Origin of the sequence: Arthrobacter sp. Soil763, assembly GCF_001428365.1 — a bacterium.
GTDB lineage: Bacteria > Actinomycetota > Actinomycetes > Actinomycetales > Micrococcaceae > Arthrobacter.
The window spans coordinates 693,980-707,466 of the sequence record NZ_LMSH01000002.1 but is presented as its reverse complement, the minus strand read 5'-3'; the positions used below and the strand labels follow the sequence as shown (position 1 = coordinate 707,466).

The 13,487-nt window shown below is 63.7% G+C and carries 14 protein-coding genes; 4 read left to right on the top strand and 10 right to left on the bottom strand.

The genetic code is table 11. The annotated features are described in order from the left end of the window. Nucleotides 1-52: 52 nt before the first annotated feature. Together ASG71_RS06915 and ASG71_RS16305 are read right to left on the bottom strand one after the other, a co-directional pair. On the bottom strand, nucleotides 53-658 hold the full coding sequence (locus tag ASG71_RS06915; RefSeq protein WP_056737918.1) for a hypothetical protein: 606 nt from the start codon (nucleotides 656-658) through the stop codon (nucleotides 53-55). Nucleotides 659-742: 84 nt separating this feature from the next. Beyond that, on the bottom strand, nucleotides 743-1,438 hold the full coding sequence (locus ASG71_RS16305; RefSeq protein WP_082574926.1) for a helix-turn-helix transcriptional regulator: 696 nt from the start codon (nucleotides 1,436-1,438) through the stop codon (nucleotides 743-745). A 73-nt stretch (nucleotides 1,439-1,511) separates the two neighbouring features. On the opposite strand from ASG71_RS16305, the gene ASG71_RS06910 reads away from it, so the two are divergent. Then, nucleotides 1,512-2,237: an alpha/beta fold hydrolase gene (locus ASG71_RS06910; protein WP_056737917.1), complete on the top strand. Its 726-nt coding sequence runs from the start codon at nucleotides 1,512-1,514 to the stop codon at nucleotides 2,235-2,237. Between the two features lie 42 nt (nucleotides 2,238-2,279). Here the strand turns inward: ASG71_RS06910 and ASG71_RS06905 are convergent, their stop codons facing one another. Next, nucleotides 2,280-2,849 (bottom strand): TetR/AcrR family transcriptional regulator, encoded by a 570-nt coding sequence (locus ASG71_RS06905; protein WP_056737916.1) that lies wholly within the window; start codon nucleotides 2,847-2,849, stop codon nucleotides 2,280-2,282. A 54-nt stretch (nucleotides 2,850-2,903) separates the two neighbouring features. Between ASG71_RS06905 and ASG71_RS06900 the strand changes: the two genes are divergently transcribed. Then, nucleotides 2,904-3,407 carry a DUF4188 domain-containing protein gene (locus tag ASG71_RS06900; protein WP_056737915.1) on the top strand — a complete coding sequence of 168 codons (504 nt, stop codon included), beginning with the start codon at nucleotides 2,904-2,906 and terminating at the stop codon, nucleotides 3,405-3,407. A gap of 228 nt (nucleotides 3,408-3,635) precedes the next feature. Here ASG71_RS06900 and ASG71_RS06895 read toward each other — a convergent pair whose 3' ends face one another. The 3 genes from ASG71_RS06895 to ASG71_RS06885 all read right to left on the bottom strand — a co-directional run bounded on the left by ASG71_RS06895 (nucleotide 3,636) and on the right by ASG71_RS06885 (nucleotide 6,060). Then, nucleotides 3,636-4,544 carry a hypothetical protein gene (locus tag ASG71_RS06895; protein WP_157366253.1) on the bottom strand — a complete coding sequence of 303 codons (909 nt, stop codon included), beginning with the start codon at nucleotides 4,542-4,544 and terminating at the stop codon, nucleotides 3,636-3,638. Nucleotides 4,545-4,611: 67 nt separating this feature from the next. Beyond that, nucleotides 4,612-5,202 (bottom strand): hypothetical protein, encoded by a 591-nt coding sequence (locus tag ASG71_RS06890; RefSeq protein ID WP_056737913.1) that lies wholly within the window; start codon nucleotides 5,200-5,202, stop codon nucleotides 4,612-4,614. A 288-nt stretch (nucleotides 5,203-5,490) separates the two neighbouring features. Next, on the bottom strand, nucleotides 5,491-6,060 hold the full coding sequence (locus tag ASG71_RS06885; RefSeq protein WP_056737912.1) for a TetR/AcrR family transcriptional regulator: 570 nt from the start codon (nucleotides 6,058-6,060) through the stop codon (nucleotides 5,491-5,493). A gap of 54 nt (nucleotides 6,061-6,114) precedes the next feature. On the opposite strand from ASG71_RS06885, the gene ASG71_RS06880 reads away from it, so the two are divergent. Further along, nucleotides 6,115-6,615, top strand: coding sequence for a DUF4188 domain-containing protein (locus ASG71_RS06880; protein ID WP_056737911.1), 501 nt, complete (start codon nucleotides 6,115-6,117; stop codon nucleotides 6,613-6,615). A 285-nt stretch (nucleotides 6,616-6,900) separates the two neighbouring features. On the opposite strand, the gene ASG71_RS16585 is transcribed toward ASG71_RS06880, so the two are convergent. Both ASG71_RS16585 and ychF read right to left on the bottom strand, forming a co-directional pair. Further along, nucleotides 6,901-7,584, bottom strand: a complete 684-nt coding sequence (locus tag ASG71_RS16585; protein WP_157366251.1) for a hypothetical protein — start codon at nucleotides 7,582-7,584, stop codon at nucleotides 6,901-6,903. 1,256 nt (nucleotides 7,585-8,840) lie between these two features. Further along, nucleotides 8,841-9,926 (bottom strand): redox-regulated ATPase YchF, encoded by a 1,086-nt coding sequence (ychF, locus tag ASG71_RS06875; RefSeq protein WP_056737910.1) that lies wholly within the window; start codon nucleotides 9,924-9,926, stop codon nucleotides 8,841-8,843. A gap of 136 nt (nucleotides 9,927-10,062) precedes the next feature. Between ychF and ASG71_RS06870 the strand changes: the two genes are divergently transcribed. Beyond that, on the top strand, nucleotides 10,063-11,307 hold the full coding sequence (locus ASG71_RS06870) for a DNA recombination protein RmuC (protein ID WP_056737909.1): 1,245 nt from the start codon (nucleotides 10,063-10,065) through the stop codon (nucleotides 11,305-11,307). Nucleotides 11,308-11,398: 91 nt separating this feature from the next. Here ASG71_RS06870 and ASG71_RS06865 read toward each other — a convergent pair whose 3' ends face one another. Then, a complete protein-coding gene (locus ASG71_RS06865; RefSeq protein ID WP_056737908.1) occupies nucleotides 11,399-12,490 on the bottom strand; it encodes a 4-hydroxy-3-methylbut-2-enyl diphosphate reductase in 1,092 nt (363 codons plus the stop codon). 23 nt (nucleotides 12,491-12,513) lie between these two features. Then, the gene (locus ASG71_RS06860; RefSeq protein WP_056737907.1) at nucleotides 12,514-13,377 is read right to left on the bottom strand and encodes a hypothetical protein; all 864 of its coding nucleotides are present in this window, start codon (nucleotides 13,375-13,377) and stop codon (nucleotides 12,514-12,516) included. Nucleotides 13,378-13,487: the final 110 nt, after the last annotated feature.

Sequence of the window (13,487 nt, the reverse complement as noted above, 5' to 3'; positions counted from 1 at the left end):
GACGCTGAAAGAGAGCGGCCCCGGCGTACTTCGCGCCGGGCGCTTCGCTGCTCTAGCGGTGCTGCCCTTTGATGGACCGCGTCGGCAGGGATGTCCCACGGCGACTGGATGTGCGGGCAGACTGGACGACCACTATCGTCGCCGCGATGACGGCGCCAATGACACCCAGGATCACAGACCCCTTCATTGACCGCGGAGCCTTGCCCGGGCCAGCGCCGCCGCGGGTTTCCCCGTCCGGCACGTTCCACTCGGACGCAGAGGGAAAGATCTCCGCCGGAAGCTGCTCCGCGCGGAGTTTTCGGCGGGACGCGAGGCGCTTCCTGACTGCTTCATTCGGGGCGGGCACGGCCGCATCTGCCGCCACCGCTGTGGGGAAATCTATGATGTAGGGCTCACCATAGAACGCTGAGGAGGCCACAGATTCCAGCCAGGTCAATGGCGGTTCCTCCACTCCACGGGAGGCGATAGCAGAACGCAGGCTTTCGGTGATCTCGCCGAGGCTTTTTCCTTTGGAGTCCTTGCTGACCTCAAAGATGGCCAGCTGGAGTTGCAGCTTTACATCCGCAGCAGGATCTGCCGCTGCGGGGTCCTGTCCAGTCGGGTCTTCGGTCGGCAGTTCAGCGTTGACGTCGCCGGACTTGTTTGGATCTGCCTTCATGGGATTCCTTTCGTCGCGCTTCCCCGTCGTTCCCACCGGTTCCAAGCTATCAAAGGCACCTGCTTCGGCTAGTTGCGGCTTGCATCAACCGGCAACGTGAACTGACCTGGAGGTTGCTGGCGGGATACCGATCTCCTCAACGGTATGGGTGCCGCAGGGCGTCGTGGTTACGGTGGCGTGCCCGATGCGGCTCACACGGAACCAGCGCATCTCGTTACGTAGCCGGCACCAACCAATTAAGTGCCAGTGGCCGTTGGTTGAGGCGAAGATGACTGGTTCGACGTCCCTGGCGGTCTCATTACCATTTTGTGCGGTGTAGCGGATGCGAACGACCTGTTGCTCGGACATCGCTTCTTCAAGGGCCGATCGAACGGCCCGCGTTCCGGGTTGGTCCGTGTTGACCCAGATGCGGCGTGCTAGTTCATCGACCTTCAGCCGGGTCCGGGGATCGAGCACGTGGAGAATCTTACCGATGGCGACGGAGGCAAGATCAGCGTAGGGCGCATCAGGGGCCGCTGAAACCGCCGCGAGAAGAGCCACCGCTTGGGCCGACGTCAGTCTCACAGGTGGGAGATCAGCCTGACTAGCCAGGCCATAACCGCCGCGAGGTCCCGGACGGGACCAGATCGGAGCCCCGCTGTTCTCCAAAGCGTCGATATCGCGCTTGATCGTGCGCACAGACACGCCGAACTCAATAGCCAGCCGGTCGGCAGTGCATCCACGGGACCGGCTGCGTCGCAGCATTTCCGACAATGCATGCAGCCGCTCGACTCGCTTCATTTCCTCACCCGTCGTTGATCCGTGCCATAAATAGTGCCACACAGTTGTCCGGGAGGCGGGCGAGGATGGTGGCATGACAACAGAAACAAGCATTTCGACGATCCTGCTGATTCCGGGCCATTGGCTGGGGGCGTGGGCATGGGACGAAGTCCTGGAACACCTGACTTCCTCGGCCCACCGGGCCATCCCGCTGACCCTGCCGGGCCTCGACGAAACAGATACCGGCCGGTTGAGCAGAACGCTGGAGGAGCAGGCGGCGGCGATCGAACAGGCCGCCATGGACAGCTCCCGGCCGGTGGTCGTCGTGGCGCACAGCGGAGCCAACGCACCGGTGAGTCTTGTCCTCGATCGCCACCCCGAGCTGTTCAGCCGCGTCATCTGGGTCGACAGCGGCCCGGCAGCGCCCGGCGTCGCGTTCGCCCCCGACTTCCCGGAGGATCTGGAGGGACTCCCGCTGCCACCATTTGAGATGCTCGGCGAGCAGGCCAGCATCGAGGGCCTCAGCGCCGATGCCCTGGAGCGGTTCCGCGACCGCGCAGTGTCGGAGCCCGGAACCGTCCTTCGCCAGGTCGTCCAGCTGACAAACGACGCCCGCTTCGACGTGCCCACCACTTTCGTGTGCAGCTCAATGCCGAGTGCGCAGGTACAGGAACTGGTCAAGGCCGGCCATCCCATGTTCGCCGAGGTTGCCAGGCTAAAAAGCGTTCACTACGTCGACCTTCCGACCGGCCACTGGCCGATGTGGAGTCGCCCGGCCGACCTCGCTCACATCATTGCATCGGAAGCCTCGAACGACTGACTCACTACCCTCCTCCCGAGGGGCTTGCCCACGACCGGACGCTCAGCGTCCGAGCGAGCGGCCAATCTGCCGAAGGGCGGCATCATAGGCCGCATCCCAACTCCGGCCAGGCGCCGGCACACCGGCCAGTTCCAGTGACACCAACCCGTGGACCTGGCCCCAAACGACGCCGACCATCGAGGCGACCTCGTCGTCCGCTGCTCCGGGCAGCGCTGCTGCAACCGCAGCGAACAGCGGTGCGATCGAGGGCTCAGCGGCTCCTGGCGTCGGCCGGCACGGCACCCGGCTGGCGAGAACGCCGTTGAACATCAGGCCGTACAGGACCGGATGCTTCAGCGCCCAGGTTCGGTAGGCCCTGCCCAACGCTTCGAGGCCGGCAGAAGCGGCCTCTTGTTGGGCCTCGGCAAAGGAAGCGAAGCCGTCGTCGAGTACGGCAGTCAACAGTTCCGCCTTGCCCCCGTAGAGCGAATACACCGCCGTCGTCGACGTGCCGGCGGCAGCGGCGATACTGCGCAGCGACGCGGAGCCACCACCATCCCGCGCGATAAGGATGGCTGCAGTGTCGAGCAGCTTGCGACGCAGGCTCTCGTCGTGGATTACAGGTCTTGCCATAGCACCAGTATTACATAACACTGTTTCATAACACTGTTATGACGAGGAGGACACATGTCGGCAAAAGTGCACACAGGGCGGTTCACCGCAGAACCCGGGGACGGCCCGGTGACGGTTTTCCTGATAGGAATGCGCGCGAACCGGTGGTGGAAGTTCGGGAAGGTGGCACGGGTAGGCGCGGCCATGCCCAGGATGCTGGCCCACCTGGCCCAGGATCCGGAAGCCGGGTTGCTGGGCTACCAGCAATGGTTCGGGCGGACCACCATCATGCTCAGCTACTGGAAAAGCCCGGAGCATCTGCAGCGGTTCGCGGCCGACCGTTCGGCACCGCACCTTGAGCCCTGGCGCCGGTTTATGCGCGAATCAGCCGGCACCGGGGACATCGGCGTGTGGCACGAGACCTATGAGACGATGCCGGGTGGCAGGGAAAGCGTGTACAGCGACATGCCGGTCGTCGGGCTGGCAGCCGCTACCGGGCATGTCCCGGTGGGAGCAGGCTTGAACACCGCCCGCCAGCGTTTGGAGGCGGACGGGGTCAGTCGACGTCCGCCCGAATGAGATTTCACAGCCCGCGCGGCCATACAGCGCGGAACTCCTCGCTTACCAGCACACTCACAAGACGATGGCCGCTAAGAACAGGTGTCTTAGCGGCCATCGCCGAAATCTTAGGAAGCCAGGACCTAGACGTTGAAGCGGAACTCCACCACGTTCCGTCACGGAATAACCTGGCGCAGAGGCCGCCGCTCAGGCCCGCCTCATCCGTACGCAGCGTCTGGACACCAGCCGCTACGCAGAGTGGGGTCCCACCTCCATCGGCGTCCATTCCGCCTCTTCTGATTCGTCCGGCTCAGCAAGTCCAGACATCAGGATGTCGAGGCAACGCCGAGTCTCCACGGCAAACTGCTGGAGCATCGGTACAACATCGTGCGCAGCGCTCTCGTAGATCAACTGCACCTTGATCTCTGGGCGAAGGATCATCTCACCGACCATCCGAATGTGCGCTCCAGCGTGGATTGTCCCGAGCACCACACCATCGGCAAACTTGATATCGGAGTACATCTCCACCCGTGGCATGGCTGCGGTGTCGTGGTTCTCGTATTCGAATGATCCGGACAGATTAACCGAATGCAGGTCAGCCGAGACCGTCAAGATCTCGCGATGCTTGTCCTGGATGTCGAGGTCGTGGAGCATCGACAATACTGTCAGGCCGCCAGACGCATAGGTGAACGGCTGCATGATCCGTAGCCGCTCTTGGAACGCCGGGTGTATATCGCCGATCCAAGCCTTGACTGCTTCTTTCCACCGCTTTTCATCCTCGCAGATTGGGAAGGTGACATTCTTCGGCCGAGTGGGCTGCGCATCGTTGAAGTGGGCCATACCCCATGCCACAGCGTCGAATGCGCTGCGGAGGTTGTGCAACGCATCGCCGAGATCAAGCGACCATTCGTGCTTCGGTATTCCACGTGGAACGCGGGCAACCAGGTCGATTCCTTGGCGGTCATCGCGCAACACGGCTTCAACCGATACGGGCGCGCTGGCGTGCCACTCGCCGAATTTCGATTGCATCGCCGCGATGTGGGTATTAGCTCGGCTCCACTTGAGGTCAGGCCAAGTGGAGAAGTTGACACCGTCGACAAGCCGAATTGGCCGCGCGAACAGCGGTTGGTTGTCCTCGGCGGGTGCATTTCCAGACATGCGCCAAGTATGGCATTCGGCGCCACCAGCCGCTAAAGGGCGCTTAGCGGACAGGACAGCCGAAACGCTACGGCATGGAGGCAACCCAATCCTTTCCCTCCAATTCGGCTCTCTGACGCAACTCGGACCACGAGCGGCCAGTCTCTATTGCCTCGAGATCGCGCTGGATGGCGAACGTGACTGACTGGAAGACTGGAGACTCCAGGTATGCTTTTTCCTCATCCTCGGAGGTAAGGTCGCCGCCGCGGATCGCCTGAGAGTAAGCGAGATCTGCCGTATCTAAGAGCTGCCGAGCTGCCCAGGCGGCCTCTTGAGGGTCGTTGGTGAGCCAGGTCCGCAGCGCGTAGGCGGCAGCGGCTGCGGCGTTGCCAGCGTAGGTTCTACCTGCCGACCACCCTTCTTCGTCCTCGTCCGGAACCATGGCCTCTGCTTCAGCCTTCATTCGGGTCGCATCGATGCCCCGCCCAGCGGCTGCTTGCGAGGCCGCCGAGACGATGACGGCGAGTCGCTGCTCACGCAACGAGTCGCCTACTTGCTGAGAGTACCGGTTGGACAAATGCACGAGGCGCTGGGCACACGCGGCCGCGAAGGCCGTTTTGGCTGAGCGGTCAAGTGGCTCGAGTCGCAGCATCAGCAGCATTTCATTGTCATCGATCATCTGCGATCCCTCTTTGCATACTGTCCCCCAGCGGAAACTGAGAGCCCTGTTTTCGGACATGTGGCAGCCACTGCTCCCAAGAGACGACACCTGATTTCGAGATAGCCATCCTTGGCGAAACTAGCAGGTCCCCAATCGCAATTGGCGTTCTCACGGTTGGCCACTGTTCGTGGAGACTTGGCGCAGAGGGGACCACACCGACGATTTCGCCGCCGATCGTCTTGAGACTCCCATTCATGACTGCTGGCCGACGCCGCGATCCCCCGGCATACTGCGGGCCGCACTCCCCTAGCGTCCCAGCGAGCGGCCAATCTGCCGGAGGGCAGCATCGTAGGCCGCATCCCAAGCCCAGCCAGCCGCCGGCGCGCCGGCAAGTTCCAGTGACACCAGCCCGTGGACTTGGCCCCACACAACTCCGACCATCGAGGCGATCTCGTCCTCCGGGGCTCCGGGCAACGCTGCAGCCACCGCGGCGAACAGCGGCCCGATCGATGGCTCAACGGCTCCCGGCGTCGGCCGGCACGGCACCTGACTGGGCAGTGAGCCGCCGAACATCAAGCCATAGAGGACCGGATGCTCCAACGCCCAGGTTCGATAGGCCCGCCCCAATGCTTCGAGGCCGCCAGCGGCTGCCTCTTGTTGCGAGGCAGTAAAGGAAGCGAAGCCGTCGTCGAGCACGGCACTCAGCAGTTCCGTCTTGCCCCCGAAGAGTGAATATACCGCCGTCGTGGAGGTCCCCGCGGCAGCGGCAAGACCGCGCAGCGATACGACAGAGGCGCCGTCGCGGGCGATCAGGGAGGCTGCGGAGTCGAGCAGCCTGCGACGCAAGTTGCCGTCGTGAACTATGGGTCTTGCCATAGCACCAGTATTGCATAACACTGTTCTGTAACACTGTTATGAACAGGGGAAGCGATGGCGGAACAAGTACACATAGGGCGTTTCACCGCCGCTCCCGGGGGCCCGGTCACGGTCTTCCTGATCGGGATGTGTGCTAACCGGTGGTGGAAATTCGGGAAGGTGGCACGGGTGGGGGTGGCCATGCCCAAGATGCTTGCCTACCTGGCCAAGACGCCGGAGGCCGGGTTGCTGGGCTACCAGCAATGGTTCGGCCGGACCACCATCATGGTCACCTACTGGAAGAGCCCGGAACACCTGCAGCGGTTCGCGGCGGACCGGTCTGCGCCGCACCTTGAGCCCTGGCGCCGGTTCATGCGCAAATCCGCCGGCACTGGCGACGTCGGCGTATGGCACGAGACCTACGAGACGATCGCCGGTGGCAGGGAAAGCATGTACAGCGATATGCCGCTTTTCGGGCTGGCAGCAGCTACCGACCAGGTCCCGGTCGGACCAGGACTGAATACCGCACGCCAGCGTTTGGAGGCGGACGGGGCCAGTCGACGTCCGTCCGAATGACATTTCTCAGCCCGTTGGGCCATTGGCCTTGTGGAGTCGCCCTACCGACCTGGCGCAGGTCCTTGCCGCAGAATCTTCATGGGACTGATACAGCGCGGAACTCCTCGCTTACCAGCACGCTCACAAGACGATGGCCGCTAAGAACAGGTGTTCTTAGCGGCCATCTCCGAAATCTTGGGAAGCCAGGACCTAGACGTTGAAGCGGAACTCCACCACGTTCCGTAGCCGAATAACCTCTAGGACGCCTGTTTAAAGCTCACCGAGATCCGCGACAGTGCAGGGGCATCACGGTAAACATTCTCCGACGAACCCTAGGTAGCAGACAGCCGAATGGGTTACGGCAGGCTCATAATCATTGTTGCTAACATCACGGCTGGACACCTCGGCTCTGCGGCTGAGGTGCCCGGGACCTCCGACGCCTGAGACGATCCAACCTGGCTGATCCTTAGCCTTCATGTCGTCTATGTTTTGCAAGTACGACTTACATTCAACTGAACTAAACAGAGTCAGCTCAATATCAGCGCATGAATAGTTATACTGATTGACATAGTCATTAATGCAATCACTATAGTATTGCCCCACCCGGCAGACCGGATTATCGTCCTGTCTAACAATATACTTGCCGGTGAGATACTGTTCCGAGGTGAACGTCTCTGGGCTCTCTGGCCGATCCGTAACCGTGTGCACCTCGGCTGTTTCAACCGCGAACACCACTACAATGTGAACGGCTGTGACAACGCCCATCGTCCAGGCGACTTCCCTAATCAACCTCTTTATACGCCGCTTCTTGCTACCATCAGCGCCTGTAGCATTCCTGACGCCCGCCGACCTGATCACGAGATCGATCACTAGACTGGTAATTGCAATCGTTAGAACGGGCCCAATGTAGTAAACCCAATACCCCCGCATCCATAGCACCGATATACCGGTTGCACCTAAAACAACGAGGGCCCAGTAGGTTAACCTCATGGAAGTAGTTAGCGGAAGGACGACCTTCGACAAACAACTTGTGCAACCAGCCCGCATGAACCCGAACGGCCCCGCCTTCGGTTTGGCGGAGAAATGCACACCACAGGCTTCACAATAGAGATCGTCAATCTTTTTCAATACTCAGTGCTTTCTGGGGAAGGATGCCAGCCCGAAAGCTAGACCAAACAGTTCAACAAACATAAGGCCAAGTTTGAGTATTGACGAGTATTTCATGACTTGACGACGGTTCTTCCCCCGCATTAGAGAACCTTCACGTCCTGGCTGGATCCCTTGCTCCCCACGTGGGCCTTACTGTGAGGGCTCTTCGAATGAGCTCGCGTCAGGAGTTTCGGCCTCAGATTCGCAGTCTTCAGCCGGCTCGACCGAGCACACGAATCGGTTCCTCAAGCAGTTGCCCATTCACTTCCCGCACATCGACCGTAGGGCCGCTGCGATCCCGCCCTGCTGCGTCTGCCAGCTTGCCACTAGGCCTAAGACCAGTTGGTTGATGGATAGTCTTCATCGCTTCGCCACTGGTCGTAGCGAACGATAACCAGTGGCCTCCGTGGAATTTCAACCAACCAATGACCAAAACGCGCCCGAGCGTGCTCGACATAGGTGTAGCCGATGTCCCACCAATGTGAGTCGAAGGTCCTTATCTCCAAGCCTTCAATCCGAGGATCTGCCGCTATCGATGCCGGCGGCCCCGAAGCAGTTCGCCATTGCATGTCGAACACTCAGCCGCAGGTGCTTGGCACCCGTTGGGAGCAGCTGCTCCCAACGTCGACATGTTCGCTCGAAATCGAGCATGACTCTACTAATTTCCGCCTTGGGTGGAGGCCTAACGTCGGCGTGTTCCATGACACCTAGGACTCCTTCCAAGGCTTCCCTGACATACTCCACCGCACGCTGCTGAGCGTCTTCAGAGACACGACGGCTTTGAAGTATTTCCCCGCGCACTAGGGCAACCGCAGAAAGCGCCAACGCCATGGCCGCGATAATTATTTGCATATCCATGGGCCAGACCCTATTTCATAAGGCCAGTCGATCCGGGTCCGTTGCGTCTGCGAAACCCCTTTGGCTGTCGTGGCACCATGCAGGGCTTTTGGCTGGCCGAGCCCGTCAAACTATCGCGCGGGTGACCCGGTCGCCTCAGAATTTCACGCACTCTTACCCTCGCACGCGGTCGAAAAGCGCATGGCCGCTAAGAACAGGTGTTCTTAGCGGCCATCGCCGAAAACGTAGGAAGTCAGGAACTAGACGTTGAAGCGGAACTCCACCACGTCGCCGTCGGCCATCACGTATTCCTTGCCTTCGATCCGGACCTTGCCGCGGGCCTTCGCCTCGGCCATGGACCCGGCTTCGATCAGGTCGTCGAAGGAGACGACCTCGGCCTTGATGAAACCGCGCTGGAAGTCGGAGTGGATCACGCCGGCGGCCTGCGGGGCCGTGTCGCCCCGGTGGATGGTCCAGGCGCGGGTCTCCTTCGGGCCGGCAGTGAGGTAGGTCTGCAGGCCGAGGGTGTGGAAGCCCACGCGGGCCAGCTGGTCCAGGCCGGACTCTTCCTGGCCGTTCATTTCCAGCATTTCGCGGGCCTCCTCCTCGTCCAGTTCGACGAGGTCGGCCTCGAGCTTGGCGTCGAGGAAGATGCAGTCGGCCGGGGCTACCAGGGCGCGCAGCTCTTCCTGCTTCTCGGGGCTGCCGAGGATGCCCTCGTCCACGTTGAAGACGTAGATGAAGGGCTTGGCCGTGAGCAGGCCGAGCTCCTTGAGGTGCTGCATCTCCAGCTTGTCGCTCTTGATCGAGGAGAAGATGGTGTCTCCGCGCTCCAGCACCGCCTGGGCGGCCTTGATGGCCGCCAGTTCAGCGGCCTCGCGCTTCTTGATCTTGACTTCTTTTTCGATCCGCGGGATGGCCTTCTCGATGGTCTGAAGGTCGGCGAGGATCAGCTCGGTGTTGATGGTCTCCATGTCGGAGCGGGGGTCGACCTTGCCGTCGACGTGGATGACGTCGGGGTCATCGAACACGCGGACGACCTGCGCGATGGCCTCGGCCTCGCGGATGTTCGCGAGGAACTGGTTGCCCAGGCCCTCCCCCTCGGAGGCGCCCTTGACGATGCCGGCGATATCCACGAAGGAGACCGCAGCCGGAAGCAGGCGGGCGGAACCGAAGATGGCGGCGAGCTTCTCGAGCCGCGGGTCCGGCAGGTTCACGACGCCGACGTTGGGCTCGATCGTCGCGAACGGGTAGTTCGCCGCGAGCACCTGGTTGCGGGTCAGTGCGTTGAAAAGGGTTGATTTGCCGACGTTGGGCAGTCCGACGATGCCAATAGTAAGAGCCACGAGTATTGATTCTACCGGTAATCGGGGCGGTACCCTGCGGCGGCGGGCCGCCGTCCGCCGCCGGCCTCGCTCGGGGATGCCGGGTGACCGTGCGTCACTGGCTAAAAGTGTCAGGGGTGCGTGCCAGAGTGAAGGCATGGACGCTTTCGCACTCATTCTCGCCCTGCTGATGCTGCTGATCGGGGCCGTTGCCGGCGCCGCCTTCACCTTTGTCGTCTACCGCCGCCGCACCGCGGCACTGGAACAGGATTTCGACGGCGTCTCCGCCCGGCTTTCGGAGGTCAGCGCCCGGTACGCGGCGGCCGATGCCGAACGCCGCCTGCTGGCGGACCAGAACCGCGAGCTGGGGCAGGCGCGCAGCCAGGACGGCAACGTCCTGCGCGCGCTGGCGCCGGTGGCGGAAAAGCTCACCGCGGTGCAGCAGCAGGTCTCGCTGCTGGAACGGGACCGGCTGGAGCAGTACGGCCAGCTGGCACAGCAGCTGCAGGAGGCCCGGCTCTCCGACGAGCAGTTGCTGCGCTCCACGCACGCCCTCGAATCCGCGCTGCGGTCCAACAGCGCCCGCGGGCAATGGGGCGAGGTGCAGCTGCGCCGGGTGGTCGAGGCCGCCGGCATGCTGCGGCACGTTGACTTCCACGAGCAGCTGCACAGTTCCGGACAGGGCTCAGAAGGCACCGTCCGCCCGGACCTCGTGGTGCAGTTGCCCGGCGACAAGCAGCTCGTGGTCGACGCGAAGGTGCCGCTGGCGGCCTACCTTGAGGCCCAGGAACTCGGCGCCCCTGCAGGCGGCAGGGCGCCGGCTGGAAGCCTGCACGGCCAGCAGCAGTTGCTGGCCGCTCACGCGAAGGCCCTCAAGGCCCACGTGGACGCCCTGAGCAACAAGAAGTACTGGGACATTCCGGGCAACGCGCCGGAACTGGTGGTCTGCTTCCTCCCCGCGGAGTCGATCCTCGCCGCGGCGCTCTCGGCGGACCCGGCGCTGCTGGACCACGCCCTGTCCCGGAATGTCGTCCTTGCCTCCCCCGGGACGCTGCTGGCGGTGCTGAAATCGGTGGCCTTCACCTGGCGGCAGGACGTCCTGACCGACAGCGCACGCGAGCTCTTCGAACTCGCGCAGCAGCTCTACGAACGCATGGGCACGCTGGGCGAAAATGTCACGCGTCTTGGCTCGTCGCTAAAGACCTCCGTAGACCGCTACAACTCCCTGGTCGGGACCCTGGAGGCCAGGGTGCTGCCGACAGCCCGGAAGCTCAATGCCATGGACGCCGCCGGCCTGGTGGCCCCCGCCGCCGTCGAGGTGACGCCGCGTTCCGTGGCCGCCCCCGAACTGCAGCAGGGCGCCGGCCACAGCGCGACGGCGGAAGAGGAGCCCGCCGCCTGATCCCGTCGGCTCAGCACTGCCGGCCAGCCATGGAAGGTTAGGACGGTGCGGTCAGGGCCCCGCAGTCAGGACCGCACAGTCAAGACCGCGGTCAGGACTGGCGCGGGTTGCGTGCGCCGCGGCCGCCGAGGGCCCGGGAGACGTCACCGGCCTGCTTCAGGGTGGCCCTCAATTCCTTCGGCAGCGAGAAGAGCAGGTCTTCCTCGGCCGTAACGACTTCCTCGACGGTGCCGTAGCCGTAGTCGGCCAGGAGCCGCAGGACGTCCTTGACCAGCACCTCGGGAACCGACGCACCCGAGGTTACGCCGACCGTGGCGACGCCCTCAAACCAGGACTCGTCCACCTCGTTGGCGAAGTCGACCCGGTAGGAAGCCTTGGCACCGTATTCCAGCGCCACCTCCACCAGGCGGACCGAGTTTGAGGAGTTGGCCGAGCCGACGACGATCACGAGGTCCGCCTGCGGCGAGATCTTCTTGATGGCCACCTGCCGGTTGGTCGTGGCGTAGCAGATGTCATCGCTGGGCGGGTCCTGCAGCGTGGGAAAACGCTCCTTCAGCAGCCGCACGGTCTCCATCGTCTCGTCCACGCTCAGGGTGGTCTGCGAGAGCCAGATGACTTTCTCCGGGTCCCGGACCGTCACCTTGTCCACTTCGTGCGGGCCGTTGATGATCTGGATGTGCTCGGGCGCCTCCCCGGCCGTCCCTTCGACTTCCTCGTGCCCGTCATGGCCGATCAGCAGGATGTCGAAGTCGTCCTTCGCGAAGCGGACCGCCTCGCGGTGCACCTTGGTCACCAGCGGGCAGGTGGCGTCGATGGTGCGCAGCCCGCGGTCCTCCGCTGACTGCACGACGGCCGGCGAGACGCCGTGGGCCGAGAAGATCACCAGCGCGCCCTCCGGAACCTCGTCGGTTTCGTCGACGAAGATCGCGCCCTTTTCCTCCAGCGAACTGACCACGTGGACGTTATGGACGATCTGCTTGCGGACGTAAACCGGCGGGCCGTAGTGCTCGAGGGCCTTCTCCACCGCGATCACGGCCCTGTCCACGCCGGCACAGTAGCCGCGCGGCGCGGCCAGCAGCACCTTCTTGGGGCCGGCCACCGGGGCCGCCGCCAGGACTTCCTCCGGAGAGCGCCGCCGGCGCGGAACGGAGGGCATCGGGATGGATACAGCGGTGGAGGTCATGCCTTCCATGCTACCGGTGTCCGTTACGGGCGGCTGATGGCCCCCGGCTTGCGCCCGCCAACTGCCCGGACCGCGACCCCGGACAGCAGGAGCCCGCCCCCGACCACCAGCGCGGCCGTAAGCCATTCTCCGAAGCCGGCCGTGGACGCCGCCACGAACTCCCGCTTGAAGATCTCCGCGACGTCGCTGCTGTTCCCGGTCCCCTGGACCGCCCGGCCCGCAGCCTCGACGCCCAGCTTCCACACGCCGGCCAGGACAAGGGTGCCCGCGCCGGCCGCGGCAAGGACCGTCCACTTCCGCCGGGCGGCAACAAAAGCCAGCAGGAACGCCACGGCGGCGCCGATGGCCACCGGGGAGCCCATCGGGGCGTAGGCCGTGACCCGCTCGATGAGCTGGCGCTGGTTGGACTGGCCGATCCCGATCCGCACCTCTCCCGGCGCGCTCAGCGGCACCGGGGACGCCTCCGAGACCTTCTTCACCACCAGGCCCACCAACGGGGCCACGTCAAGGGTCAGCGAGGTGGTGCCGTCGACGTCGGCGGGCAGCGTGCGCGGGTCCGCGAAGCTCAAGCGGTGGCTCCGGCGCAGGGTCTCCGCCCACGCCTCGGAGTAGCCGGGCATTGACGTCAGCGACTGTGCCGCGTCCTCAAGGACGGGCTTGACGACGCCGGCCAGCGCGTCGGGCAGCTGCTGGTCACCGAAGGAGATGTTGTTGACGGCCGCGGTGGCCAGCCGGCGCTGGAAGGCGGGGTCCTTGCCCAGCCGCGCGGTCAGGGCCACGAAGCCGTCCTCCTGAACGATGTTGCGGTCCACCCAGATGGCGGGGACCGCCACGGCCGCCATGGCGAGGCCGAGCAAAACCGCGACGGCCGAGACGAAAGTGCGCACGAAAGTCTCCTAGGAAAGGGTTGGGAGTAGAGCCATCCTACGGGGGCGCCGGGGCGGGGCCGAAAGCGGGCCGGCCGAAACGTCGGCCCCTGCTGGTAGAGCTATGGATA